At 69.3% G+C, this 23,604-nt stretch carries 18 protein-coding genes and 5 pseudogenes; 13 read left to right on the forward strand and 10 right to left on the reverse strand.

Annotated features, from left to right (window positions below):
• Window positions 1-34: 34 nt before the first annotated feature.
• On the reverse strand, window positions 35-865 hold the full coding sequence (locus tag H8R17_RS19420) for an oxidoreductase (RefSeq protein WP_187824472.1): 831 nt from the start codon (window positions 863-865) through the stop codon (window positions 35-37).
• A 115-nt stretch (window positions 866-980) separates the two neighbouring features.
• Between H8R17_RS19420 and H8R17_RS19425 the strand changes: the two genes are divergently transcribed.
• The 4 genes from H8R17_RS19425 to H8R17_RS46960 all read left to right on the forward strand — a co-directional run bounded on the left by H8R17_RS19425 (window position 981) and on the right by H8R17_RS46960 (window position 3,583).
• Window positions 981-1,892: a LysR family transcriptional regulator gene (locus H8R17_RS19425; protein ID WP_187824473.1), complete on the forward strand. Its 912-nt coding sequence runs from the start codon at window positions 981-983 to the stop codon at window positions 1,890-1,892.
• A gap of 302 nt (window positions 1,893-2,194) precedes the next feature.
• Window positions 2,195-2,455 carry a hypothetical protein gene (locus H8R17_RS19430; RefSeq protein ID WP_187824474.1) on the forward strand — a complete coding sequence of 87 codons (261 nt, stop codon included), beginning with the start codon at window positions 2,195-2,197 and terminating at the stop codon, window positions 2,453-2,455.
• Between the two features lie 56 nt (window positions 2,456-2,511).
• On the forward strand, window positions 2,512-3,048 hold the full coding sequence (locus H8R17_RS19435; RefSeq protein ID WP_187824475.1) for a hypothetical protein: 537 nt from the start codon (window positions 2,512-2,514) through the stop codon (window positions 3,046-3,048).
• 70 nt (window positions 3,049-3,118) lie between these two features.
• Window positions 3,119-3,583 (forward strand): helix-turn-helix domain-containing protein, encoded by a 465-nt coding sequence (locus H8R17_RS46960; RefSeq protein ID WP_262505352.1) that lies wholly within the window; start codon window positions 3,119-3,121, stop codon window positions 3,581-3,583.
• On the opposite strand, the gene H8R17_RS19445 is transcribed toward H8R17_RS46960, so the two are convergent.
• Together H8R17_RS19445 and H8R17_RS19450 are read right to left on the reverse strand one after the other, a co-directional pair.
• On the reverse strand, window positions 3,565-8,262 hold the full coding sequence (locus H8R17_RS19445) for an Ig-like domain repeat protein (RefSeq protein WP_187824476.1): 4,698 nt from the start codon (window positions 8,260-8,262) through the stop codon (window positions 3,565-3,567). The two genes, H8R17_RS46960 and H8R17_RS19445, sit on opposite strands and share 19 nt — an antisense overlap.
• A 138-nt stretch (window positions 8,263-8,400) precedes the next feature.
• Window positions 8,401-9,147 carry an IPT/TIG domain-containing protein gene (locus H8R17_RS19450; RefSeq protein ID WP_187824477.1) on the reverse strand — a complete coding sequence of 249 codons (747 nt, stop codon included), beginning with the start codon at window positions 9,145-9,147 and terminating at the stop codon, window positions 8,401-8,403.
• A gap of 931 nt (window positions 9,148-10,078) precedes the next feature.
• Here H8R17_RS19450 and H8R17_RS19455 point away from each other — a divergent pair.
• The gene (locus H8R17_RS19455; protein WP_187824478.1) at window positions 10,079-10,825 is read left to right on the forward strand and encodes a phosphotransferase family protein; all 747 of its coding nucleotides are present in this window, start codon (window positions 10,079-10,081) and stop codon (window positions 10,823-10,825) included.
• 1,235 nt (window positions 10,826-12,060) lie between these two features.
• Here H8R17_RS19455 and H8R17_RS45735 read toward each other — a convergent pair.
• Window positions 12,061-12,183, reverse strand: a pseudogene (locus tag H8R17_RS45735) (type II toxin-antitoxin system YoeB family toxin); the annotation flags it as partial.
• A 281-nt stretch (window positions 12,184-12,464) separates the two neighbouring features.
• On the opposite strand from H8R17_RS45735, the gene H8R17_RS19465 reads away from it, so the two are divergent.
• Window positions 12,465-13,046 carry a Uma2 family endonuclease gene (locus H8R17_RS19465; protein ID WP_187824480.1) on the forward strand — a complete coding sequence of 194 codons (582 nt, stop codon included), beginning with the start codon at window positions 12,465-12,467 and terminating at the stop codon, window positions 13,044-13,046.
• A 171-nt stretch (window positions 13,047-13,217) separates the two neighbouring features.
• Window positions 13,218-13,411: pseudogene (locus H8R17_RS46965) on the forward strand (DNA-binding protein); the annotation flags it as partial.
• 4 nt (window positions 13,412-13,415) lie between these two features.
• Here the strand turns inward: H8R17_RS46965 and H8R17_RS19470 are convergent.
• Both H8R17_RS19470 and H8R17_RS19475 read right to left on the reverse strand, forming a co-directional pair.
• Window positions 13,416-13,739, reverse strand: a complete 324-nt coding sequence (locus tag H8R17_RS19470; protein ID WP_262505353.1) for a DNA-binding response regulator — start codon at window positions 13,737-13,739, stop codon at window positions 13,416-13,418.
• A 29-nt stretch (window positions 13,740-13,768) separates the two neighbouring features.
• Window positions 13,769-13,969, reverse strand: coding sequence for a hypothetical protein (locus H8R17_RS19475; RefSeq protein ID WP_187824481.1), 201 nt, complete (start codon window positions 13,967-13,969; stop codon window positions 13,769-13,771).
• A gap of 101 nt (window positions 13,970-14,070) precedes the next feature.
• Between H8R17_RS19475 and H8R17_RS46970 the strand changes: the two are divergent.
• The 3 pseudogenes from H8R17_RS46970 to H8R17_RS19485 form a co-directional block, all read left to right on the forward strand.
• Window positions 14,071-14,236 (forward strand): annotated as a pseudogene (locus H8R17_RS46970) (aldo/keto reductase); the annotation flags it as partial.
• Between the two features lie 39 nt (window positions 14,237-14,275).
• Window positions 14,276-14,740 (forward strand): annotated as a pseudogene (locus H8R17_RS19480) (NAD(P)-dependent oxidoreductase); the annotation flags it as partial.
• Window positions 14,740-15,504: pseudogene (locus tag H8R17_RS19485) on the forward strand (alcohol dehydrogenase catalytic domain-containing protein); the annotation flags it as partial. The pseudogenes H8R17_RS19480 and H8R17_RS19485, both read left to right, overlap by 1 nt.
• Before the next feature lie 419 nt (window positions 15,505-15,923).
• Here the strand turns inward: H8R17_RS19485 and H8R17_RS19490 are convergent.
• Window positions 15,924-16,487, reverse strand: a complete 564-nt coding sequence (locus H8R17_RS19490; protein WP_316959452.1) for a low molecular weight phosphatase family protein — start codon at window positions 16,485-16,487, stop codon at window positions 15,924-15,926.
• 465 nt (window positions 16,488-16,952) lie between these two features.
• On the opposite strand from H8R17_RS19490, the gene H8R17_RS19495 reads away from it, so the two are divergent.
• Window positions 16,953-17,456: an LPXTG cell wall anchor domain-containing protein gene (locus H8R17_RS19495; protein WP_187824484.1), complete on the forward strand. Its 504-nt coding sequence runs from the start codon at window positions 16,953-16,955 to the stop codon at window positions 17,454-17,456.
• 208 nt (window positions 17,457-17,664) lie between these two features.
• Here the strand turns inward: H8R17_RS19495 and H8R17_RS19500 are convergent, their stop codons facing one another.
• The 3 genes from H8R17_RS19500 to H8R17_RS19510 form a co-directional block, all read right to left on the reverse strand.
• On the reverse strand, window positions 17,665-18,657 hold the full coding sequence (locus tag H8R17_RS19500; protein ID WP_399476967.1) for a GDP-L-fucose synthase family protein: 993 nt from the start codon (window positions 18,655-18,657) through the stop codon (window positions 17,665-17,667).
• Window positions 18,658-18,930: 273 nt separating this feature from the next.
• The gene (locus H8R17_RS19505; protein WP_187824485.1) at window positions 18,931-19,812 is read right to left on the reverse strand and encodes an FkbM family methyltransferase; all 882 of its coding nucleotides are present in this window, start codon (window positions 19,810-19,812) and stop codon (window positions 18,931-18,933) included.
• A 116-nt stretch (window positions 19,813-19,928) separates the two neighbouring features.
• Window positions 19,929-21,038 (reverse strand): DUF563 domain-containing protein, encoded by a 1,110-nt coding sequence (locus H8R17_RS19510; RefSeq protein WP_187824486.1) that lies wholly within the window; start codon window positions 21,036-21,038, stop codon window positions 19,929-19,931.
• 211 nt (window positions 21,039-21,249) lie between these two features.
• Here H8R17_RS19510 and H8R17_RS19515 point away from each other — a divergent pair, with 211 nt between their 5' ends.
• Together H8R17_RS19515 and H8R17_RS19520 are read left to right on the forward strand one after the other, a co-directional pair.
• Window positions 21,250-22,530, forward strand: coding sequence for a nucleotide sugar dehydrogenase (locus H8R17_RS19515; RefSeq protein WP_316959453.1), 1,281 nt, complete (start codon window positions 21,250-21,252; stop codon window positions 22,528-22,530).
• Between the two features lie 218 nt (window positions 22,531-22,748).
• Window positions 22,749-23,603: a glycosyltransferase gene (locus H8R17_RS19520; RefSeq protein ID WP_187824487.1), complete on the forward strand. Its 855-nt coding sequence runs from the start codon at window positions 22,749-22,751 to the stop codon at window positions 23,601-23,603.
• Window position 23,604: the final 1 nt, after the last annotated feature.

Consider the following 23,604-nt stretch of genomic DNA (forward strand, 5'->3'; position numbering starts at 1 on the left):
GCGCAGGGCCCTTGCCGTTGGCCGGTGGCGGCTCTCAGTCGTCGAAGCCCGTGGCGCGAGTGCGCTTCTCCCAGGCGATGACCTCGTCACGGACCTGGTCGAGGTGGCCGAGCACCGCGCTGACACCGTCGTCGCCCAGCGGCAGCCGGAGCGGGGTTTCCTCAGCCGCCAGCGCGGCCAGGATGACCGCCGCCGCCCTGGCCGGGTCGCCGGGCTGGGTGCCGTCGCCGCCGGAGACAAAGCCGCGGGTCTGACTCACCTTGGGGTACAGACCGCTGTCCGGACTGGCGCCCGCCCGGCCCGTCTCGAACAGACCCGTACGGAAGGAGCCCGGCTCGACGACAAGCACCTTGATGCCGAAGTCCCGCACCTCGTCCGCGAGCGCCTCGGACATGCCCTCCAGCGCGAACTTGGTGCCGCTGTACGCCGAGAAGCCCGCGAAGGACATCTGCCCGCCCATACTGCTCATCTGCACGACCGCGCCCGAGCGCCGCTCGCGCATGTGCGGCAGCACGGCCCGGGTGAGGGCGGCCGGCCCGAAGACGTGCACCTCGAACAGCGCCCGCAACTCGTCCTCGGTGGTCTCCTCGAAGGCGCCGACGTGAGTCCGGCCGGCATTGTTGACCAGGACGTCGATCCGCCCGTGCCGCGCGACCACGTCCTGCACGGCCGCCTCGGCTGCCCCCGTGTCGGAGACGTCCAGACGCAGCGCCTCCATCTGGTCGGGGTGGGCGGCGACGAGGTCGTCCAGGGCCTCGGGCCGCCGTACCGCACCGATCACCACATCGCCGTCCGCGAGGGCCGCCTCTGCGATCGCCCGTCCGAAACCGCTGCTCGCGCCGGTGACCAGCCACACCTTGTTCATGCCCGCTCCTGAATGGGTTCGCCCTGCTTCGCTGTTTCGCTCTTCGCCGTTGCGTGGACCAGCCTGCCGCCGGGGCCGGTTGCCCGTCCAAGACCCACACTGATAACCGTTGGTTATGTCGACGGACGTTCATTTACGGGACCTGCGCTACTTCGTGACGGTGGCGGAGGAGCTCCACTTCACCCGCGCCGCCGAGCGCCTGTACGTGTCGCAGCCCGCGCTGAGCAAGCAAGTACGGGCGCTGGAACGGCAGTTGGGCGTGGAGCTGTTCCGGCGCGAGCCGCGCGGCGTGACCCTCACCGAGGCCGGTACCGCCCTGCTGCCGCACGCGCGGCGGGTACTGGCGGCCTGGGCCGAGGGTGCGGCGGCGGTGGAGGCGGTGCGGTCGGCGCAGCGCAGCACGCTGGTGGTGGGCATGAGCACCAGCCCTGGCCGCGGCGGGCTGCTCCCCGCCATCCGCTCCCGCTTCACGGCCGCGCACCCGGAGGTGGTGGTGCGGCTGCGGCAGGTCGGCTGGGAGGACCCGACGGCGGGCCTGGCGGACGGCGAGGCGGACGTCGCGTTCGTCTGGCTGCCGCTGCCCGACGCCGGCCGCTACGGCTGGACGGCGGTCGCCGAGGAGCCCCGCCTGGTCGCCCTGCCCGACACGCACCCGCTGGCGGAGCACGCGGAGGTGGACTTCGCGGACCTGGCCGACGAGCCGTTCCTCGCACTGCCGCCCAGCGCGGGCCCACTGCGCGACTTCTGGCTCGCCCTCGACGAACGCGCCGGCCGCCTGCCGCGCATCGGCGCGGAGATCGCCGGCACGGAGGAGACGTACGAGGCCCTGGTCGCGGGCCTCGGGGTGTGCCTGGTGGCGTCGGGCAACGCCCCGCTGATCACCCTGGGCGGCGTGACGACCCGCCCGGTACGGGGGCTGTCCCCGAGCCGCTACGTCCTGGCGTGGCGGCGGGAGGCCGGGGGCAGGGCGCTGGTGCGGGGGTATGCGGAGGCGTGCCGCAAGGCGGCCGGGGGGCGGCTGCCGTGAGCGGGCGCTGCGGGGGCCTACGACAGCGAGCGCGCGGGGGGACCGTGAACGCGCGCGTGCCGGGAGCCGAGGCGTCACACACGCCGGTGGGCGGCGGCGCCGCACCCCTGATAGGTGAGCAGGGTGCCGAGGTGCTCCAGGCGTTCCAGGTCACCGGTCCCCCGGCGGGTCGGCGACCTCGGCATCCCGCCTGTGGCCGACAAACCAGGCCGACCGCGCAGGCGTCCCGACGCCCTGCTCGGCGACAACGGATACGACAGCAACCCCACCGCCGCGAGCTGCGCCGGCGCCGGATCCTGCTGGTGATCTCCCGCAAGGGCGACCCGAACATCAAGGGCCTGAGGAAGCTCCGCTACGTCGTCGAGCAGACCTGCTCGCTCCTGCACCACTTCGAACGCCTGGCCGTCCGCTGGGAAAGGCGCCTCGGCCTGCACGACGCCCTCGTCTCCCTCGCCTGCGGCCTCATCTGCCGGAGGCGCCTCAAGAAGACCCGCCCAAGATCGTGTTACGAGCCCACAGGGCACAACAATCATGCGAGCAGCGCGTGGCGTCGTGTTCCCTGACGCCACGCGGGTGAGCATGTGCGGACCCAGCCCTCTTCCCGCACCGAGGCGATACGATGCCCGACCACGCCGACCATGTCCGCCCCGAGACCGTCGCACCAGGGTGGATCTCGCGGCACCGGCCGCCCGAGCATTCGATGTTCAGCGGCATCTACGGACTGGTGCTGGCCAGCGCCCTGGTGGCCGCGCTGGACGCGACGGGCGAGAAGGCCGATCCCGGTCCGGACGCGCTGTGGGTCCTGCTCACCGCGCTGGCGTCGGGCGCTGCCCATGGGTACGCGCACGTCATCGCCCAGCGTGCGTCCGTCGACAGGGCAGCCACCACGAGCAGACGGCGGTTGGTGCTCGCCGAGTGGCCCCTGGTCGCCGCCGTCCTGCCCACGGTGGGGATACTGCTCGCCGCGGTAGCCGGGTGGTGGGCAGAGGCCACGGCAGTGGACGCGGCCCTGCTGTTCAACACCGTCGCCTTGTTCGGCTGGGGCGCCTGGGCCGCCCGCACCGCCGGGCACGGATGGCCGTCCTCGTGCCGGGCAGGGGGTCTGGACATGCTGATCGGCCTGGTGATCATTGTCGCGAATGCCCTGATCAAGTAGGCAGGCGATCGGGTGCCATGCCGGCGAGGAAGGCCGCGAGTCCTCCATGGGCACGCTGTCCCGTCCCGCCATGACCGGGTACAACCTGCGTCGCTTCGTCTTCTCCCGGACCGCAGATCGGTCGGACACGATGAGGACGCTGAACCGCACGGTCGGGGTTGCCGCCGAGGGTGTTGATGGTGCAAACGACGGGCTCGCCTCCGCGCGGGCCCGCGGCCGGGTCGGCGAGCGCCGACCGCGCCTCACCCCGGACCAGGCCGCGCTCGCCCAACGCCTGTACGACGAGGGGGAGAAGACCGTCCAGCAGATCGCCGACATGTTCGGCGTGCCGCGGTCCACGGTGTACGGACCCCCTGTGCACCACGTCCGGGCCGGCCCGCTGACCACGGGTGCAGGGCCAGCGCAGGCGTTCCTTTCTCGGCACGGTTTTCTGCCCCGTGGTACGGCGGCCGCTGAGGTGGCTTCCTCTGCCCGGTCGGGAAACTGCGGGCGCCGCTCGGTGTGTAGTCACGCGGATCAGGGCGTGACGGTGTGATTGTCGGTGCCGCTGGATCCGGTGTAGTCCGTGCTGCCGATGTAGGTGGCGGTGATGCTGTGGGTGCCCACGCTCAAGGGGGTGCTGACGGTTGTGGTGGCGCTGCCGTTGACGAGAGAAGAGGTGACAGGTGAGCGGTTTGCGACGGCGAAGGTGACGGAGCCAGTGGGTGTGCCCGCTCCTGGCGGGACGGCTGTGACGGTTGCCGTGACGGTCATGGCCTGTCCCGGGGTTGATGGGTCCGGGGAGGAGACCACGGTGGTGGTCGACAACGCCCGGTCCACGGTGTGCGGGTCGGTGCGGCTGGAGCCGGCGAAGCTGGTGCTGCCGAGGTAGGTGGCGGTGACGGTGAACAGGCCACTGGACCTGGCGGTGTAGGGGCGGGTGACGGTGGCGGTGCCGCTGGCCAGGGGGGCGGTGACGGAGGTGGTGCCGTCACCGAACTGGAACGCCACGGTGCCCGTAGGGGTGCCCGCTCCCGGAGCGAGTGGCGCCACCGTGGCGGTGAAGGTCACCGGCTGGCCCACCACAGACGGATCCGGCGCAGACGTCACGGTGGTCTTGGTGGATGCCCGGTTCACCGCGTGAGTGTCCGTACCGGTGGAGCCGGCGAAGTCGGGGCTTGCGTTGTAGGTGGCGTTGACCGTGTACGGGGTACCGGTTCGCGTGGTGTAGGGGCGGGTGACGGTGGCGGTGCCGCCGGCCAGGGGGGCGGTGACGGAGGTGGTGCCGTCACCGAACTGGAACGCCACGGTGCCCGTAGGCGTGCCCGCTCCCGGAGCGAGTGGCGCCACCGTGGCGGTGAAGGTCACCGGCTGGCCCACCACCGAGGGATCCGGCACCGAGACCAGGGTGGTGGTGGTCGATGCCTGCCCGACGGTGTGGGTGTCCGTGCCGGTGGAGCCGGCGAACGCCATGCTCTCGTGGTAGGTGGCGGTGATCGTGTACGGGCTGTCGGCCCGCGTGGCGTAGGCGTGGGTGACGGTGGCGGTGCCGTCCGCCAGTGTGGCGGCGACGGGGGTGGTGCCGTCGCCGAAGCCGAAGGTGACGGTGCCGGTGGGGGTGCCCGCTCCCGGAGCCGCGGGGGTGACGGTGGCGGTGAAGGTCACCAGCTCGCCCACCACCGACGGATCCGGCGCTGAGACCACGGCAGTGCTGGTCGATGCCCGGTCCACGGTGTGCAGGGCGGTTCCGGTGGAATCCGCGAAGCGCGTGTCACCGCTGTAGGTGGCGGTGATCGTGTACGGGCCGTCCCTCCGGTCGGTGTAGGGGCGGGTGACGGTCGCGGTGCCGCCGGCCAGGGGGGCGGCGACGGGGGTGGTGCCGTCGCCGAAGTTGAAGGTGACGGTGCCGGTGGGAGTGCCCGCTCCCGGAGTCACGGGCGCCACGGTGGCGGTGAAGGCCACCGGCTCGCCCACCACCGACGGATCCGGCACCGACGCCACGGCGGTCGTGGTGAACGCGCGGTTCACCGTGTGCAGGGCGGCGCCGGTGGAGGGGACGAAGTCCACGCTCTCGTCAAAGGTGGCGGTGACCGCCTCCGGGCCGTCGGACCTGCCGGTGTAGGTGTGGGTGGCGGTTGCGGAGCCATCCGTCAGGAGCACGGTGACGGGGGTGGTGCCGTCGCCGAAGCCGAAGGTGACGGTGCCGGTGGGAGTGCCCGCTCCCGGAGTCACGGGCGCCACGGTGGCGGTGAAGGCCACCGGCTCGCCCACCACCGACGGATCCGGCACCGACGCCACGGCGGTCGTGGTGAACGCGCGGTTCACCGTGTGCAGGGCGGCGCCGGTGGAGCCGGTGAAGTCCGTGTCGCCGTCATAGGTGACCGTGACCGGGTACGGGCTGCCGGTGGCGCTTGTGTAGGTGTGGTCGGTCGTGGCCGCTGCCCCGGTCAGGGGCAGGGTGACGGAGGTGGTGCCGTCGCCGAAGCCGAAGGTGACGGTGCCGGTGGGGGTGCCCGCTCCCGGAGCGAGAGGCGCCACGGTGGCGGTGAAAGCCACTGGCTCGCCCACCACCGACGGATCCGGCACGGACGCCACCGCAACGCTCGTCGACGCCTGGTCCACCGTGTGGGCAGCCGTGTCGGCGGAGCCGGCGAAGTCCGCGTCCCCGTCGTAGGCGGCCGTGACCGTGTACGGGCTGCCGACGGTGGTGGCGTAGGCGTGGGTGATGACCGCGGTCCCGTCCTCGACCGGGGCCGCGACCCGCGCCGTCCCGTCGCCGAAGTCGAAACTCACCGTGCCCGCCGGCGCGTCGGCCCCCGCAGCGTGCGGTGTGACGGTGGCGGTGAAGGTCACCGGCTCGCCCGGCAGGGACGGCTCGGCTGAGGAGCCGACCGCGGTGGACGTGGGCGCCGGGTTCACCGTCTGGGTGTCGTATCCCACGGAGGAGCTGAGCTCTGCGTTGTCGCTGGTGTAGAAGGCGGTGACCGGGTACGGGCTGCCGGTCGCGGTGGTGTAGGTGTGGCTGACGACGGCGACCCCGTCGGCCAGAGCGACCGGGACCGTGGGCGTGCCGTCGCCGAAGTCGAAGGTGACGGTGCCGGTGGGAGTGCCTGCCTCCGGCAGCACTGGTGCGACGGTGGCGGTGAAGGTCACCGGCTGCCAGGCCGTCGACGCATCCGGGGAGGAGGCCACGCTCGTGGTGGTGGCTCGGACGTTGGCCAGTACCCGGTGGGTGTGGACATCGGTGGAGGAAGCGTAGTCGGTGTCTCCGCTGTAGAAGGCCGTGATCGTGTAGGTGGCCTCGCTCGCGGGGTAGGTGTGGGTGACCGTGGCCAGGCCGTCCACCAGGGGCTGCACGACGGTCGGTGTGCCGTCGCCGAAGTCGATGGTCACCGTGCCCGTGGGTCGCCCGGTGCCGGGGGCGGCCACGATGACCCGCGTGGTGACGGATACCGGCCCGTCGGGGCTCGAGGGCTCCGGGGAGGAAAGGACGGTCGTCGAGGTCGGCGCCTGCGCCACCGCCTGCTGCGCGGCGTCCGATGAGGGGGCGAAGTCGTTGTCCCCCCTGTAGCCGGCGGTGACCATGTACGGGCTGTTGGCGGTGCTGGTGTAGGTGTGCGCCGCTGTTGCCAGACCGTCCACGACGACGACATTGACCGGGACGGTGCCGTCGCCGAAGTCGAACCAGACCGTCCCCGTGGGCGTGCCGGCTCCGGGGACGACGGTCGCGACGGCCGCGGTGAACCTCACCCGCTCGCCGACGACGGGGAGCTCCGGCGAGGAACTCAGTGTGGTGGTCGTGGCCGGGTCGAGATAGGTGTAGACGCGACCGCTGGCGACGCCGCCCAGGGTGGTCACCACCACCGGGACCCTTATAGCCGGCCCGGGCGGAGCCGGGGGTGCGGGGGGCGCGGTGAGGACGAGCCGGGCGTCGGAGACGACGGTCGGGTACACGCTGGTGGTGCCGAGGCGTACTTCCTCGGTGGTGTACAGGCCGATGCCGGTGATGGTGAGGGTGTTGCCGCCTGCGTTCGGGCCGGCGGTGGGAGAGACGGTGCGGATTCTCGGGGGCTCGAGGTAGAAGTAGGTGCCGATGGAGTAGGAGGCACCTGCGATGGTGACGGTGACCGGGACGGCACCGCTGCCCGCGGGAGTGAGCGCGGTGATGATGGTGTCGTCCACGACCGTGAACGAGGTGGCGGGGCGGCCTCCGAAGCGGACCTGGGTGGCGTGGAGGAAGCCGCGTCCGGTGAGGATGACCGGGGTACCGCCTCCGCTGGGGCCCTGGTCGGGTGAGACGGCCACCGGGATGTTCAGCAGTCTGACGGTGTCGCTGCCGGTGTCGGCCACATAGATGTGGTGACTGTCGGGGGTGACGGCAAGTCCATCAGGATTGCTGAGACCGGCGACCGTGGAGGCGCGGGTGTTGGTGCCCAGGTTGATCGCAGTGAGCGAGCCGGAGCCGTCTTCGGTGACGTAGGCGAGGACGCCGCGGGGGCCCATGGCCACGCAGACGGGGGCGTTGAAGCCGCCGATGGTCTTGGCGACGGTGTATGTGGTGGTGTCCACCACGCTGACGGTGCCGCTGCCGTGGTCGGTGACGTACAGGCGCTGGCCGTCGGGGGTGACGGCCAGGCCGCGCGGCTGGGTGAAGCCGCCGATGGTGGCGATGACTGTGAGGGTGCCGGTGTTGACGACCGTGACGGTGCCGCCGCCGAAGTCGCTGACGTACGCGTGCGGAATGTCCGGTGAGAGCGCGATCTCGTACGGGGTACTGCCCACCTCAACGCTCGTCACGACTGTGCGCGTGGCCGTATCGAGCACGATCAGGGTGCCGGTGTCCTGGCTGACCACGTAGGCACGGGCAGCGTCAGTGGAGAAGGCGATACCGGCGGGGGCGGAGATGCCGCCGATCGTCGCGGTGACGGCGTTCGTGGCCGTGGCGATCACACTGACCGTCCCGGAACCGGCGTTGCCCACATACGCCTCGGCTCCGGTGGGGTCGACGGCGACTCCCCACGGCCCTGATCCCACCGTGATGGTGGCGGTGGCGGTCCGCGTAGCGGTGTCGAGGGCGGTGACGGTGCCGGAGGCGAAGTTCGTCACGTAACCCGTCCGGCCGACGCGGCTGAGGGCGATACCGGTCGGGCCGTTGCCTACCGGGATGGCAGCGATCGGCACAGCGAGGGCCGTGGCGGCCACGGTACGCGTGTGCGGAAGCAGATCGACGGACACGGGCAGCTTCCTCTCCCAGGACGTAGGCCGGTGCCCGCCCGTGGCGCCGGCAAAGGCCGCCACGGGCGGGTATGTGAAGGGGGTGTCGGCGCTCGCTTGGAGGAGCGCAGGCGCGTGACCCCGTCACTTCCGGACGGATCAGATGCCAGGGCCGGCGACGTAGGTGAACGCGCCGACCTCCGTGTCCGACCCTGCGGGGTTGGTCACGACCACGTCGGCCGCTCCCGCAGTCCCGGGCGGGGTGACGGCGGACAGCGTGGTGGTGTTGATCACCGAGAACGGCGCCGCGGTGCCGCCGAAGGTGACCGAGTCGGTGCTGTCGAGGTTGGTGCCGGTGATGGTCACCGCCGTACCCCCCGACGTCGGACCCGAGGTCGGGGTGATGGCCCCGATCGCCGGGATGTCGACGTAGGTGTAGGCAAGACCGTTGTTCGTGCCCCCGGCGGTGGTGACGCTCACCGCCACCGGGCCGGCCGCCGCGCCCGCGGGCACTGTGACGCTCAGCGAGCTGTCGGAGTTCACCGTCGGCGTGGCGGTCACCCCGCCGAAGTCCACACTGGTCGCCGTGGACAGACCGGTGCCGCTGATGGTGATGCTGTTGCCGCCGGCCAGCGGCCCGGAGGACGTGTCCAGAGAGGACTTGAACGGGGCACCCACATAGAAGAACGGCACCGGGTTGCTGGTCCCGCCCGGAGTGGTCACGGTGACCCCGACCGTGCCGGTTCCCGACGGGGAGACGGCGGTGACCTGGGTCGGTGAGACCTGGGTGACGCTCGTCGCCGACTTGCTGCCGAACTTCACCGCGCTGGTGCCGGACAGGTTCGTACCCGTGATGGTCACCAGCGTCCCACCGCCGGTTGAACCCTGATTGGGAGAAATAGGCATGGCAGTTTTTTCCTCGCTTCTCACAGGGGACATGACGAGGAACCAGCAGGACCAGCCAGCACCTGCCGCAACAGGCAAGAGCAAGACCGCAAACGGGCAAGCGCAGCAGCCCTCTGCCATCTCCTGTGGGCACGGGAAAAACCGGCAACGGCTGCCTTCTGGAACGCTCTCCCGGCGCGGGATGGGCAGCCCGCCGGTTCACACTCTCAGTGACCCACACCTCCAACTGAGTGACAAGGCACCATCACACCGAATCACCCGAATGGAGTAAGTCCAGCAGTATGCGCAGCATGCGGCCGGATGAGGAAAATCGAGGTCAGCGCCCCGAGAAGCCACCTGACGGACGAAAGCAGATCACTTTCAACGATCACAATGGCAAGTAGTTACGGTAGCTGCCCCCAGACACTGCGTCACACATGGGAGAAGCCGGCCAAAGCTGAGGCTCAACGGTGGATCCACCGCACCTCCGAGTAGGCCCACTCGGGCTTCGGGTGCGGTACCTGAGGCAGTGGGAGTGCACAGTCGGCCTGCATCGGCATGGACTACGGGCAGCTGTGACCTCTGTCCACAACTTCGGCTCCACGGCCAGCCCGCCGGGTAGCGCCCACCAGGCTTCGGCGAGCATCGGCGGGAGTGGAGGATTCAGCACCACGCCACCACATCCAGGCGGTGCTTGCCCGGCCCGCGCGCTGGGCACACACCGAACGCATCAGCGCCTGCGCGGACGCCGACAACCGTGCTTGCTTCCCTGCATACTGGTGCAGAGGCAGTGTTCCGGTAGTGTGCTATTCAGCGGCTCTGAGGACTGCTTGACCTGGTCTGAGGCCGGTGCCGTGCACGAGGCCGCCGGGTAGCGGGATGCGGCCAGCCGCGTAATCGCACGCGATAAACCCGGCGACGTCGGCGATCACCCCCGGGATACTGGTCGCCCATGGATGAGGTCAAAGTCGTCGTCGCCCATTCCGAGCGTGCGACTCTGCGCGTCGGCGACGTGTTCCTGAAGGTGGACGCCGATCAGGCGCGCATCGACGTCGAGGTCGAGGCGATGTCCCTCGCGCCGGTCCCGACCCCGGAGGTCCTGTGGCGCAAGCCGCCCGTGCTCGCCCTCGCCGCACTCCCGGGGACGACGCTTGGGCGCCTCGGCGGGCCGTCGACCGGGTCGCCGGCCGGGTGGGCCGCTGCGGGCGCCGCCATCCGGAAGCTGCACGACGCGCCGCTGCCGCCCCGGCCGGGCCGGGCCGGCCGGAGCATCGCCGCGCTGGCGACGGAACTCGACGACGAGTGCGAGTTGCTCGTGACGAACGGCATCCTGCCCGCCGACCTGGTCACCCGCAACCGCCTGGTCGCCGAGGCCGCGCTCCGGCCGTGGACTCCGTCGTTCACGCACGGCGACCTGCAGATCGCGCACGTCTTCGTCGACGGCGACGAGGTCACGGGCATCATCGACTGGTCCGAGGCGGGCCAGGGTGATGCCCGGTACGACCTCGCCACCTTCACGCTCGGACACGAGGAGCACCTTGACGACGTCATCGCCGGCTACGGCACTGACATCGACCTCGATGTGATCCACGCGTGGTGGTCGTTGCGAAGCCTGCTGGCGGTTCGCTGGCTGGTCGAGCACGGTTTCGACCCGTTCGCGCCGGGTTGCGAGGTCGACGTGCTGCGATCCCGGATGTGAGGCTGTGCGGGCCCTACTGCTACGACATTTTGTTCTGAGTCGTGAGAGCCGCGAGGTAGTCGGCCCAGCTGTCCTGGGCCAAAGCCGCCCACTGATGTGGCGCAAGCCGCCCGTGCTCGCCCTCGCCGCTGCGACCGATCAGTACGCGGGTGACGCCGCAGAGGGCACAGGGCTCCGGGTTGCGTCGACGCCTGTTGTAGCAGGGCGAGCAGAGGGGGCCGACCGGCCATGTGGTGACGGTGGCCTTCTTGTTGCGGCCGCAGTCGACGCATCGGTGCGTAGGCCGGGGGCGGCATGGGTCGCAGAGGAAGACTCCGCCGGCTCTGCTGCTGCGCGCGCCGTCGCGGAAGCGTCCGCAGGCGGCGCAAATCCCCTCGAACCTGTAGCAGTTGTCGCAGACGCCCGGCTCGCCGTCCTCGCTTGGCGAGTCGCCGGATTTGGCCGCACTTGCCGCAGAGCTTGGCCGGGGCGACGTAACAGCGGCGGCAGACCGGCCCCTCGGCGGAGTTTGACTGCACGGGGCCCACGGTCTTGCAGCGGACCCTGGTCCGTGAACCCGGCGCAGAGGCGACACAGGGGGACCCTGGCCCCGTCCCTGAGCCGCATCCGGTAGGTGCCGAGGCGCCCGCAGTCGGCGCAGGGCCCGATGAACCGGTGGCGGCTCTCGTAGCAGGAGCGGCAGACCGCTCCTTCCTCCTCTGTCCGGGTGACGATGTGACCGTCCTTCCCGCAGTACGAGCACGGGTGCAGTTCGGTCCGGGAGACGCACCAGTCGCATGCGCGGCCTTGCGGAGTGACACGGGGAACCTTGCGCCCTGCGCGGCCGCAGATCACGCAGGCGAGCTGGGTGACGGCATCGCCGTGCCCGGCCGGTGCACTGCAGGATGTCGCAGAGCGCCGCGAGGGTGTCCATGCTCATCCGCTGAGTGGTTCAAGGTGTCGGTGACCCAGTCCATTTCCGGGATCAGCAGCACCGTTCGCCGCTTCGGCGGCGCCCCCTTGCTCGACTTGCCGAACCGCACCATGACGCTGCCGTACTTGCCGTACTGGGGCGCCTTGTGGTTCCGGCGCAGGTCGACGAGGTCGACCTTGGACGACTCCGTCCGTCGGGTGCCGTAGGCGTAGACGGTCTTGAGTACGGCCGCGTCACGCAGGGCGGCCAAGGCTCCTTTGCGGCCCTGGCCGCGTATTCGGCCCGCCCGGGCGTTAGGGGTGGGCGAGGCAGCAGTCCGCGCGCCGGTGAACGGGTCCCGTCGGACGTCCTCCATTAGCTTGGTGATCCGCGCAAGCATCCTGCGATCGCTCTTGAGCCAGGACGTGTAGTCCTCGCAGCCCTGATCCTCGAAGACGAGCCTCACGCAGCACCCTCACGTGCGGCATCCGGCAGGTACGAGCCTTCACGCAGCGCTGCACAATCCTCGGCGGAGATGAGTACGGCATTGTCCCAGCAGCGGAACAGCAAGGGGTCAACCCCGGAGAAACCGACCCCTTGCCACCAGCGGAAACACCCCTCTGGGAGATCCAAGCCAGCACAGCACCAGCACCGGCGGCAGCCCCGGTCCGCACAGCCGCCGGCCAAGGACGGTGCACCGCCGACGATCTCGTGGCCCGGGCCTTGCCGAGTCGCTACGGTTGAGCCATGACAGCTCTGCCCGACTGGATGCGCCCGCCGCGAGAGGAGGGCTGGTTCGCGGACGACTTGGACCGCCTCCCCGAGGCGCCTCGCCACACCGAGCTGATCGACGGAGCCCTCGTTTTCATGATGTCGCCGCAGAGGTGGTGGCACGGCCACCTCGTCACCATGCTCACCGTCGCCCTCATGGAGCAGGCGCCCGGCGATGTCAGGGTCGGCCGTGGGATGACCATAAAGCTCGACGAGCGAAACCGGCCCGAACCGGATCTGCTGTTGACGACGGCCGATTACGACGGAGACCGCACCTGGTTCGCGCCGGACGAAGTGCGACTCGTCATCGAGGTCGTCTCACCCGAGTCCGCGCACCGGGACCGCACGGTCAAGCTGCGCAAGTACGCGGAGGCCGGCATCCCGCACTACTGGTGCATCGAGGACGAAGGCGGGGCCCCTGTCGTCCACGTCTACGAACTCGACGAACCGGCCGGCGCCTACGCGCCCGCCGGCATCTTCCGAGGCACTCTGAAGCGCCCAGTGCCTTTCGAGATCAGCCTGAATCTCGACAAGCTCACCCCGCCGCGGGGCAATTAGTGCCCCGACAGGCAACGTTTGCCCGTCAAGGAGCGGCGTCCGGTGCGTGCTCTCGGCGTGCCGGCCGGAAGTCCTCGTGCTGGATGTACTTGGGCTTTCGGCCGGTGCGGCGAGAGGGCGTGCCGGGCGCCGCGACGGGGCGAAACGTTGCCTGCCGGGACCTAGGATACGGGGAAGATAGACACCGCTCGGCTGCAGTGGGTGCTCTCCCGCCTTCAGGTCCAGGCGTCACCCAGGCGGACAGCCTCACCGCGGTGCAGCTGCTGAGCGACGCCGGCGGCCTGCACGGCCACAAATACGCCATCGATGCTCTCGTCGTCGCGATGGCGCTCCGCTCCCCAGCGCCCGTGCTTGTTCTGACCTCGGCGTTTACCCCTTTGGACGAAGCGGGCAGCAGATCGCGCCGACGACGCCCAGGGTCACGGGACTCCCCCCGCGCGAGGCCGCATCGAGGCCGACGAGCAGCTCGGCGACCCGGCGGCGGTAGGTGCGCAGCGACATGCCCAGTTCCCGTGCGGCCGCCTCGTCGGTGGCGCCGGAGCCCAGAGCGCGCAGGACTTCGACGGTCCGGTCGTCGATGCGGGGCCGTCGCGAATCGAGGACGGCGGACAGGTCCGCTGCGCTCTGCCAAGCGGCTTCGAACCACGGTTCCCTGCGGAAGCGGGGCCGGGGCGGTCCGCACCTGGAAGCCATGGGCGACCATCTCCCGCAGGGCCTCCCGGTCACGCCCGTCGGCGAGAGCTGCGGGGCTGTACAGCTTCCGTGCCCGGGGCGCACCGCCGCGACGCGCGTGGTCGGCGGGCGGCCTCGCGGGCTCCGGGCCAGGTGTCGAGGTCGTGGGCGATGTGGACCCATTCCGCGTCGTCCGCCTGTGTCAGGGGCTTGATCCGAGCCCAGAACTCGACCTCGCCGCGGAGCTCCATGACCTGTGGCATACCTCAACTGAGCCGTTGGCGCAAAGTGCCACGCTCTCGTTGGAGGGATAGGGGCGCTGCAGGCTCGACGACGAGCGGCTGGCCAGGGGGCGGCCCGGCACGGTGCCACCGTCGCCCAGGTCGGCCTGGCATGGCTGCTCACTTCTTCCCCGGTGACCCTGGCCCCCTGGCACGGGATCCCTCGCCCACCTGGAGGAGAACATGGCCGCCGCCGCGATCACCCTCACCGAGGAAGACCTTGCCGAGCTCGCCTGAACACCGACCTCGTCCCGCTTCCCAAACGAGGCACAGCCCATGAAGCTCTTGATCCTCGGTGCGACCGGCCCCACCGGTCGCCACGTCGTCGACCTGGCCATCAGAGGCGGCGACACGGTCACCGTCCTGGCCCGCAGGCCGGAGGCGCTGAACGACCTGGCAGACCAGGTCAACGTAGTCGCCGGAGACGCCACCTCGCACAATGATGTCGCGAAGGCGATGACCGGGCAGGACGTCGTCATCTCGGCCCTCGGCAGGAGCACGTCCGTACACGCCGACGACCTGTTCACCCACGCCGCAGCCGTGATCGGCGCGGCCAAGGAGAAGGGCGTATCCCGCCTGATGTGGCTCTCGTCGTTCGGCGTGGGTGACACCTACCGGTCGGCGAGCCCCGCCCAGAAGGCCATGTACCGCACGTTCCTCCGCAACATCTATGCGAACAAGGAGCTCTCCGAGAAGGCGATCCGCTCCAGCGGCCTGGCCTGGACGCTGGTCTTCCCGACCGCGTCACCGACGTCGGCGACCACGTGACCACCTGGCTCCCGGCGACCTCGTCGTCGTGCCGTGGTCCATCAACTGCGGCACATGCGACCACTGCCGCGCCGGACTGACCGCCCACTGCACCTCGATCCCGCACATGGCGATGTACGGCGCGCCGATCGGCGGCAGCTGGGGTGGCCTCTTCTCCGACCTGGTCCGTGTCCCCTACGCGGACGCCATGCTGGTCCCACTGCCGACCGGCCTGGACTCCGTCGCGATGGCCTGGGCCAGCGACAACTGGTCGCTGTCCTGGCGCCTGGTCGCACCCCCACCTCAAGGCCCGCCCCGGCGCCCGCGTCCTGGTCGTCGCCCGCGGCGGCATCGGCCTGTACGTCTGCGACATCGCCCGCGCCCTCGGCGCCTGCGACATCCTCTACATCGACCCCGACCCCGAACACCGCAAGCTCGCCGAGAGCTACGGCGCCCGCACCGCAGAAGCGATCGAACCGATCCGCCACGGCTTCGACCTCGCCGTCGAGGCCACCGGCCGCGTCGACCAGCTCACCCTCGCCGTCAAGTCACTCGCCCCCGAAGGCATCTGCGAATCGGCCGGCAACCACTTCCGCCCCGGCGAACTGCCGCTCCTCGACATGTACCTCACCGGCGTCACCCTCCGCATCGCCCGCGACAACGTCCGCGCCCACATCCCCGACGCCCTCGCCCTCGCCGCCTCCGGCACCGTCGCACCCGAACGCGTCGTCTCCCACGTCCTCGACTGGGAACAACTCCGCCACCGTCCGCACCGCGGCCTCCCCGGAAGCCCTGAACCGCCTGGCAGACGGCGTCCGCGGTCTCACCGGACAGCTCACCGGCCCCGCCGCCAACCGGCGGGCATCCCCGAGGTGGACGAATTCCCGGGCGGAGTACGGATGTACAGCTACGGCCACGGCGGCGTCAGCGCCATACTCCTGGACGAACTGATGGGATGGGCATGGGCCGCCGCCGTAAGACCGGGCATGACCATCTCACCGCACCTGCGCTACCAGGGACCGGTTCCCTGGATGCCCCTATGTGCCCACGTCACGGGAACCGACGGCCGCAAGACCTACGTGACAGGCTGGGAACTCACCCTCCCGAGGGGCTGGCCTCACGCAGCCCGGCGACCTATGCGGTCACAGCACCAGCTCACAGTTGACGAAGACGGGTGCTATCTGGTCCGCATGGCGGCGGCAATCCGCTCGACGATCTCCTCGATCTGAACCAGACACTCGTGTACTTGCGATGGAGATGCGCCAAGAGGGTCGTTCACGTCTATGTCACCCGTGCGTGTCGACACGGCACCACGGCGAGCGGCCGCGCCCTGGACGAGGGTCACAAACCGTGCGGCCGGATCCACCACGCCTGCGGCGTCCTCTGAACGCACCAGCCGGGCGAACTCACGGAAGGTGAACGCACGGGACAACGCACGCACAGGGGACAGCCGCACAGCGGCCTCACGATGCTCCGTCGCAGCGCCCAGCACCAGATCCGCGTTTTCGACCATCTCCTTGGTCAGTCGGCAGGAGCCCATCCCGCAGGGCTGCACGCCACGTCCGAGCAGGAAGGAGTCGACAACAGCCGCCATTGGCATACCCGCTACGGCCCGGGTGCCGGCACTGCTCACATGGATCACTTGCCGATGCTCGAGCAGTTGGTGCCTGAGCAGGCACTCGGCAAGCGGAGAGCGAAAGACGTTGCCAGTGCACACCACAAGTACGCGGAACGGGGGCACACACCCTCCAGGAGGGGAAGAAGAGGAGACCAAGACATGCGGCGCGATGCCAGTATTCATCCGACATCTCTGCTGGATGAGGACTTCAAAGAGCGTTTCTTCCCGGCACCCAGTCAGCCATGGCCGGCCCTTGGCTGACCGGGCGTCACCGTGGTTCATGCCAGACGGGGAGCCCAGCCCCTCAGCGGACCGCATGGCTCGCACCTCCCTGAGCGGAGTGGGCCGCCCCAGGGAATCACTGATCAGGGCAGGCGCCACAAGGCGGACCAACCGAATGGCACATACCAGGCGCCTTCGCTCCTCGTGTCCGGGGACCGGCGGCCAATCCGGTGATTCACATACGCCACACAGCGCCTTGTCTCCCGAAAATGCTTAACAGGCGCTATTCGGCGCTATCTATGCACATACCGTACTCGCGGGTCGGACCATGCCGTCGCCCGATTCCATTTGAGGAGAGTGAACGCGATGACGGCCTCATCGAAGTTTCGTGCCGCTTTCGCGGCCACGGCAGCCTCTGCTGTCCTGGCCGCAGTCCCAGTCGTCGGGGCCCAACCTGCCCACTCCCAGCCGTATCCACCCGATGCCCCGAGCCTGACCCTCACCGCCACCACCGTTGACGCAGGAGACGACCTCGGCTTCACAGCGACCGGGTTCCTTCCGAACGAGGGGGTGGGCGCGTTCCTCCTCTCCAAGCCGATCAAGCTGGGCCGCTTCACCGCCGACGCAAACGGCACGGTGGAAGGTACCGTCACCATCCCCAAGTGGACCGATCCGGGCAAGCACACCTTCCGCCTCAAGGGAGAGAAATCGAAGCTGACCCTCTCGGCCGAGATCACCGTACGCTCCCCCAAGCCTCACCTCGCCGACACCGGTGAGGACCGCTCACCCGTTCTGCTGGTCGGAGCCGCAGGGCTGCTGGCGCTCGGAGCCGGCACGATGATGGCCGTCCGGCGACGGAAGAACAGCTGACCACCCCGCCCCATCCGGCAGTCGCGAAGCCCGTAGCAATACCTGCGGCCGATAGAAGATCTTCCGACGCATGACCTCACGTTGTCGTCGGGGTACCTGCTGTCGGCCACACCCGCCGTCAAGGAGCGGCATACCGTGGGCGCCCTTTCCCACGGACGGCACCGCGGGGGCGATTTCCCTTCCTCCCACCCGGCCGCCGTGGAGTCTGTCAGTGCCGCAGCGTGCCGGACTCGAGATTCTCCACGTACCAGGCGTACGTCTGGGCGATTCCCTCCCGCAGGCCGATTCGAGGAGCCCAGCCGAGCGCGGTGAGCCGGGATACGTCAAGAAGCTTGCGCGGGGTACCGTCCGGCTGCTTCGTGTCCCACTGGACGCTCCCTCGGTACCCGACGGCGTCCGCGACGAGCTCCGCCAGTTCCCGGATGGTCAGGTCCGTACCGGTGCCGACGTTGACAGGACCGTCCGCGTCGTAGTGCTCCAGCAGGTGCAGGCACGCTCCCGCCAGGTCGTCGGCGTGCAGGAACTCCCGGCGAGGTGTGCCGCTGCCCCAGTTCACCACGCGCGGCGCCCCCGATTCCTTCGCCTCGTGGAAGCGCCGGATCAGAGAGGGCAGTACATGGGAGTACTCGGGATGGAAGTTGTCGCCAGGCCCGTACAGATTGGTCGGCATGGCGGAGATCCACGGCAGACCGTGCTGCCGCCGCACCGCCTGCACCTGCAGAATCCCGGCGATCTTGGCGATGGCGTAGGCGTCGTTGGTCGGCTCGAACCGGCCGGTCAGCAGCGCTTCTTCACGGATGGGCTGTTCGGTGAACTTGGGGTAGATGCAGCTGGAGCCCAGGAACAGCAGCCGCTCCACGCCGTGCTCCATGGCCGCGTCCAACACATTGACCTGGATGCGGAGATTGTCGGAGAGGAACTGGGCGGGTTGGGTGGCGTTCGCCTTGATCCCACCCACCCGCGCCGCCGCGAGCACGACCACGTCGGGCCGCGTGGCCGCGAACCAGTCGAGGACGGCCCGGCGCTCCCGCAGATCCAACTCCTCCGAGCCGGGCCCGACCACATCGGTGAACCCCTCCCTTGCCAGCTGCCTCCACACCGCCGAACCGGCCAGCCCTCGGCCCCCGGCCACGAACACGCGCGTCGAACGGTCGAGGGGGCAGCGCACCCTCCCGTCTGATGCCGCGCCAAAGGCATTCACCGCTGCGGCAGCGGCGGTCGGGGGTGTGACACCGATATTCATAGCATCAGCCATGAGCTTCGCTCTCCTTCTTCACTTCCGCATGGATCCAGGTGGAACCGCTGGACGTCGAGTGAATGCGACACACCGTCATGGTGCGGTGCCAGACAGGAGGTAGAGCTTCTCTCCGCAGCCGAGATGCGGTTCTATCTCCGATTCCAGCATCTGGTTCGATCGTTTCGCCGGACTGCCCAAGTCGCTGATCGCGAGGAAGTGACCGGCAATACCACCGGGTCAGGAAGTGCTTCCCGATCGCCTTGCGGCCGCTGAGTCCCGGGTGATGAGGAAGTTCGCATAGCGACCCGGTGGGACGAGGTCCGCCGTCACGGGTGCCGGTCCCCTGCTGCCGAGATGCTGAATGTGACGGTAGCCCAGGTCGAAAGCAGTCTCCCGGAGCCTGCTCAGCGCTGCCTTGTCCAGGCACTCCGCGATGATGGCCGGGTGGTGGGCGCGGATGCTCTTCTCCATGCCGCGCAGCACCTGCGGTTCGAGCCCCTCCACGTCGACCTTGATGAGGTCAACCGCAAGTCGGTCGAGCACCTCGTCCCCCGTCGTGACCTCCACGTCGACAAGGCTCCGGGCGGTCCGCCGGTCCAGGAGCGAGGCCGCCGTCGTGTCGGCGGGGATCCTCAGGCAGGTGCGCCCCGGCGTGTCCGAGAGTGCCTTGTCGATGATGGTGACGCGGCTTTCGAGCCGGTTGGCCCGGACGTTGCGGTTCAGCATGCGGGCGGCGACGGGGTTGGGTTCAACGGCCACTGCCTCCAGGTGCGGGTTGGCCCGGCAGGCGAGGAGGGTGTAAATCCCGGAGAATGCGCCGATGTCGACGAACCGGCGGGCATTTCGGGCGAGTTGGTAGACGAGCGGGTGGGTGGTCTCCTCCCAGTGCCGCATGTTGGTCCAGATCAGACTCCGGGCCAGGATGTCCGCGTCGCTGCTGACGTAGCGGAAGGTGCGTCCGTCGGGGGCCCGCAGGCTCCACTCTCCCGTGGGATGCAGGCGCCCCCACACCGCGCGGGGCACGAGACCGCGCAGGGCCGCGGCGCGGAGAGCCCGTTGGCAGCCCGGAACGCGGATGAAGAGGTCACGGGTGCTGGACAAGATGTCTTCAGAGGGCACGGACGGCAGCATAATGAGGGTATATGGTGCATAGCCCGCCTACGAGGTGTGTTGTTGCGCGGGGCGACCGAGTTCACTCCGGCGCCGCACTCCGGCACCCCACCGTTGTGCACAGCTCAGCACCCAGCGGTCGCACCCTCGTTCAGAAGCGCCTCGAGCCGATCCAGTGGTGCGACGCACCCTCCTTCTTCGGTGGGCGACGCGACGACGTAGTCGTAGTCGATGCCGAGGTTGCGGCTCAAGCGGGCATAGCAGTCGTTGAACCAGGCATGAGGGAACACCTCGATCACACGCTCGGCCCGCTGAGTCCACACCAGGTTGGCCAGACCGGCACCGTGCGGAGCAATGACCGTTCGGGCGCCGGCGAACAGCGCGCGCTGCTCATCGAAGGAAAAGTCTTGGGCGTACACCACGGTGACGCCAGCCTCCCGCATCGCGCACTCGACCTCTGCCTCGTTCGACAATGCTCGCTTGTGGTCCTGCAAGCGGCTCACGTAGATGGCTTCGGCGTCGGCGGGGTCCGCGGGGAAGGCTGCGCGCAGTCGGTCGATCTCGGCCCGCTGGACGAAGCCGGACATGGGCTCGACGGCGGCGAGGAGGCACGAGTCGACGTGCGCGATGTCGTCCAGGCGGACGATCCTGGCGGGCCCGACCAGGTGCTCGGCAGCCGCCAGCACATAGGCCGGCACGTTTCTCGGCATCAGGAGCAGCGCCTCGGGCTCGACACTGAGAGCGAAGAGCGCGGCGGGGAGTACCTCGAGCAGCCAGTGGTAATAGCCCGTCGGCGCGAAGGCCACGACGGGACGACCGGTGAGTCGTCTGACCGGCAGCAGCGGTTCGTGGCGGACGTCGCCCCAGCCGAGCGACCGGTTGAGGGAGCCGTAGCTCTCTTCCAGGACGGGGCCGCCGGGCAGCCAGACGAGGCCGCTGTGCGGGCTGACCAGCACATCGTGGAGCCGGTGCGCATGGCGTTCGTCGAACGCCTTGGACCGGCGGAACTGCGGCGGGAAGTCCGCGGGGAAGTCGTACCGCTCGACCACGGCTTCGGTCCTGGTCACGGACTCGCTCACATGCCTGGCGATCCTGGGATGGTGCATGCGCTCAGTGATGGAGCGCACGTACTCCCGCGGAACTCCTCCCGAGACCGGTCCGAGCAGGGCCCGGTTGGCGGTCCGCGCCAGCAGAACTCGGCCGCGGGCTGTCAGGTCGCGCAGCTTCGGTGTCATACCCCGGAACGCTAAGACCTGGCAGCTGCCGTCGTTCGGTTTCGCGCCCGCCATCGGGCGCGTATTCACCCATTGCGGCTGTGCCGTTCGGCGCCGATTACTGAATTGGGGTGATCCCCGGCAGACACATGTGGGGAGGGGGAAATCGGAGCGGCCGGGCATGCGATGTTGGGATTGTGATACTCCATTCTGAGGATACGGGGTGGTAAGTGTGGGTCAACCCCCCATCCGGGATCAGCGCAAGTTGATCGTCGTCGGTCAGGGATACGTGGGTCTCCCGCTGGCCATGCGCGCGGTGGAAGCGGGCTTCTGTGTCGTCGGCGTGGACACGGACGAGTTGCGGGTCAAGCGTCTGGCCTCCGGCGACTCGTATATCGACGGTATCGGAAATGCGCGTTTGATCAGCGCTCTGGACAGCGGTCGCTACAAGGTGACCACCGACTACGACGCGATGTCCGACTTCGACATCTGCACGATCACCGTGCCGACGCCGCTGCGCGAGGGCGTGCCGGATCTGGGTTTCGTGGAATGCGCCGCCCGGAGCATCGCCCCTCATATCACCAGTGGCGCCACTGTAATTCTGGAGTCGACCACATATCCCGGCACCACGGAGAGTCTGCTGCAGCCACTGTTGGAGGACGGCAGCGGGCTGAAGGCCGGCGTGGATTTCCACCTCGGGTACAGCCCCGAGCGTATCGACCCAGGGAATCCCCAGTGGCAGCTGGAGAACACCCCCAAGGTGATCTCCGGGATCGACCCGGCGTCGCTGCACGACATCGAGCGCTTCTACGCACGCATCGTCGAGCGCACCGTGCCAGTGTCCTCCTGCCGTACCGCAGAGCTGACCAAGTTGTTGGAGAACACGTTCCGTCACGTCAACATCGCCCTGGTCAACGAGATGGCGACGTTCGCCAGGGGGCTGGGGGCCGACATCTGGGAAGCCGTCGAGGCGGCCGGCACGAAGCCGTTCGGCTTCATGGCGTTCAGGCCCGGGCCAGGTGTCGGCGGGCACTGCTTGCCGGTGGACCCATCCTACTTGTCGTGGCAGGTCAAGCGGCTGCTCAGGCAGAACGTCCGGTTCATCGCCTTGGCGAACGAGATCAACGATCACATGCCGGACCACGTCGTCTGGCGGATCAGCCGGGGCCTGAACGAACGCGGCAAGTCGGTCAACGGCTCGCGGGTCCTGCAACTGGGCCTGGCCTACAAGAAGAACACCGGCGACATCCGCGAGTCACCGGCCCTCGTGCTCGCCCGGTCACTGCAAGGCCTTGGCGCCCGGGTCGCTGCGGTGGAACCGCACACCGACCCCTATCTCCTCCCTCCGGACATCGTCTGCGTGAAACTGACCGAAGCTGAAATCCGGGCCGCCGACGTGGTCGTCGTGGCAATCGACCACGACGATTTCGACTATGCCCTCGTCGAGCGGGCCGGGGCGTACGTTTTCGATACCCGCAACCGCTGCCCGGGGGACTGTGTCGAGGTCCTGTGATCCCGCCCTTCTCCGGTAATCGCCCCGTCGACGAACTCGTGTGCACCGGCGGGTGACACATGCCGAGCGCCATTCTGCGGCAACCTGAGCAGCCCGGCACAGGAATTTCGGTAGGGCGGCAAATCTGGAGTGGCAGTTCCGATCAGAGTCCGGCCTGGCTGAGTCCTTATGGGTAATGCATCCGGTAATGATGAGGCGTGCCAGTTGAGGAGTTTCACGTGCCACCTGTCCGCATCGCCGTGCTGATGAGCAGTCACAATCGCCGCGCCAAAACCCTGTCCGCGCTCGCCGCGCTCGCCGGACAGCGCGAGCTGCCGGAGGACACCACCGTACGCACCTACCTGGTCGACGCCGGCAGCACCGACGGCACACCCGAGGCCGTCCGCGCGGCCCACCCCGAGGTGGAGGTCACCACGGTCGGCACCGACATCTACTGGAGCCACGGCATGCGGATCGCGAGCCGCGCCAGTCGGCGATCCGGCGAACCGGCCTGGGACTACCAGCTCTGGCTCAACGACGATGTCACGCTGGAGGGAGATGCCCTCGCCGTACTGCTCGACACCGCACACGCGGTCGGCCCCGGCAAGGTCGTGGTCGGCGCCGTACGTGCCTCGGCCGACGACCGCACCACGTACTCGGGGCGCCGCGGCCGTGCGCTCGCACTGGTCGAGCCCACCGGTCGACCCGAGCCTTGCGACACGTACAACGGCAACGTGGTGCTGTTGCCCAGGACGGTGTGCGAACGGGTCGGCGACATCGATGAGGTCTTCCAACACGGCATGGGCGACTATGATCACGGATTCCGCGTCCGCCGGGCCGGCATTGCCGCCTATGTGACGCCCTGCCACGTCGGCATCTGCGACCGCAACCCACCGCACACCGGGTCCCGAGAACCGGGCATCGGCGTGCGCGAGGCGCTGCGCCGGATCACCTCGCAGCGTGAACTGCCGCCCCGTCAGTGGTGGGTCTACTGCCTGCGGCACTGTTGGCCGAGGGCTCCGCTGCTGATGTTCTCGCCCTATGTGAAGACCGCGGTGCGATGCTCTGTTCGCCGCCCTCCCGCGGGGGGATGAT

It is taken from the genome of Streptomyces sp. TRM68367 (genome assembly GCF_014495685.1).
Lineage (GTDB): Bacteria > Actinomycetota > Actinomycetes > Streptomycetales > Streptomycetaceae > Streptomyces.

Coding starts and splice junctions, on each gene's coding strand:
- H8R17_RS46960 (WP_262505352.1), top strand. CDS start 3,119: ATGACCGGGTACAACCTGCGTCGCTTCGTCTTCTCCCGGACCGCAGAT.
- H8R17_RS19450 (WP_187824477.1), bottom strand. CDS start 9,147: ATGCCTATTTCTCCCAATCAGGGTTCAACCGGCGGTGGGACGCTGGTG.
- H8R17_RS19420 (WP_187824472.1), bottom strand. CDS start 865: ATGAACAAGGTGTGGCTGGTCACCGGCGCGAGCAGCGGTTTCGGACGG.
- H8R17_RS19495 (WP_187824484.1), top strand. CDS start 16,953: ATGACGGCCTCATCGAAGTTTCGTGCCGCTTTCGCGGCCACGGCAGCC.
- H8R17_RS19435 (WP_187824475.1), top strand. CDS start 2,512: ATGCCCGACCACGCCGACCATGTCCGCCCCGAGACCGTCGCACCAGGG.
- H8R17_RS19470 (WP_262505353.1), bottom strand. CDS start 13,739: ATGGCTTCCAGGTGCGGACCGCCCCGGCCCCGCTTCCGCAGGGAACCG.
- H8R17_RS19510 (WP_187824486.1), bottom strand. CDS start 21,038: ATGACACCGAAGCTGCGCGACCTGACAGCCCGCGGCCGAGTTCTGCTG.
- H8R17_RS19455 (WP_187824478.1), top strand. CDS start 10,079: ATGGATGAGGTCAAAGTCGTCGTCGCCCATTCCGAGCGTGCGACTCTG.
- H8R17_RS19475 (WP_187824481.1), bottom strand. CDS start 13,969: ATGGAGCTCCGCGGCGAGGTCGAGTTCTGGGCTCGGATCAAGCCCCTG.
- H8R17_RS19425 (WP_187824473.1), top strand. CDS start 981: ATGTCGACGGACGTTCATTTACGGGACCTGCGCTACTTCGTGACGGTG.
- H8R17_RS19465 (WP_187824480.1), top strand. CDS start 12,465: ATGACAGCTCTGCCCGACTGGATGCGCCCGCCGCGAGAGGAGGGCTGG.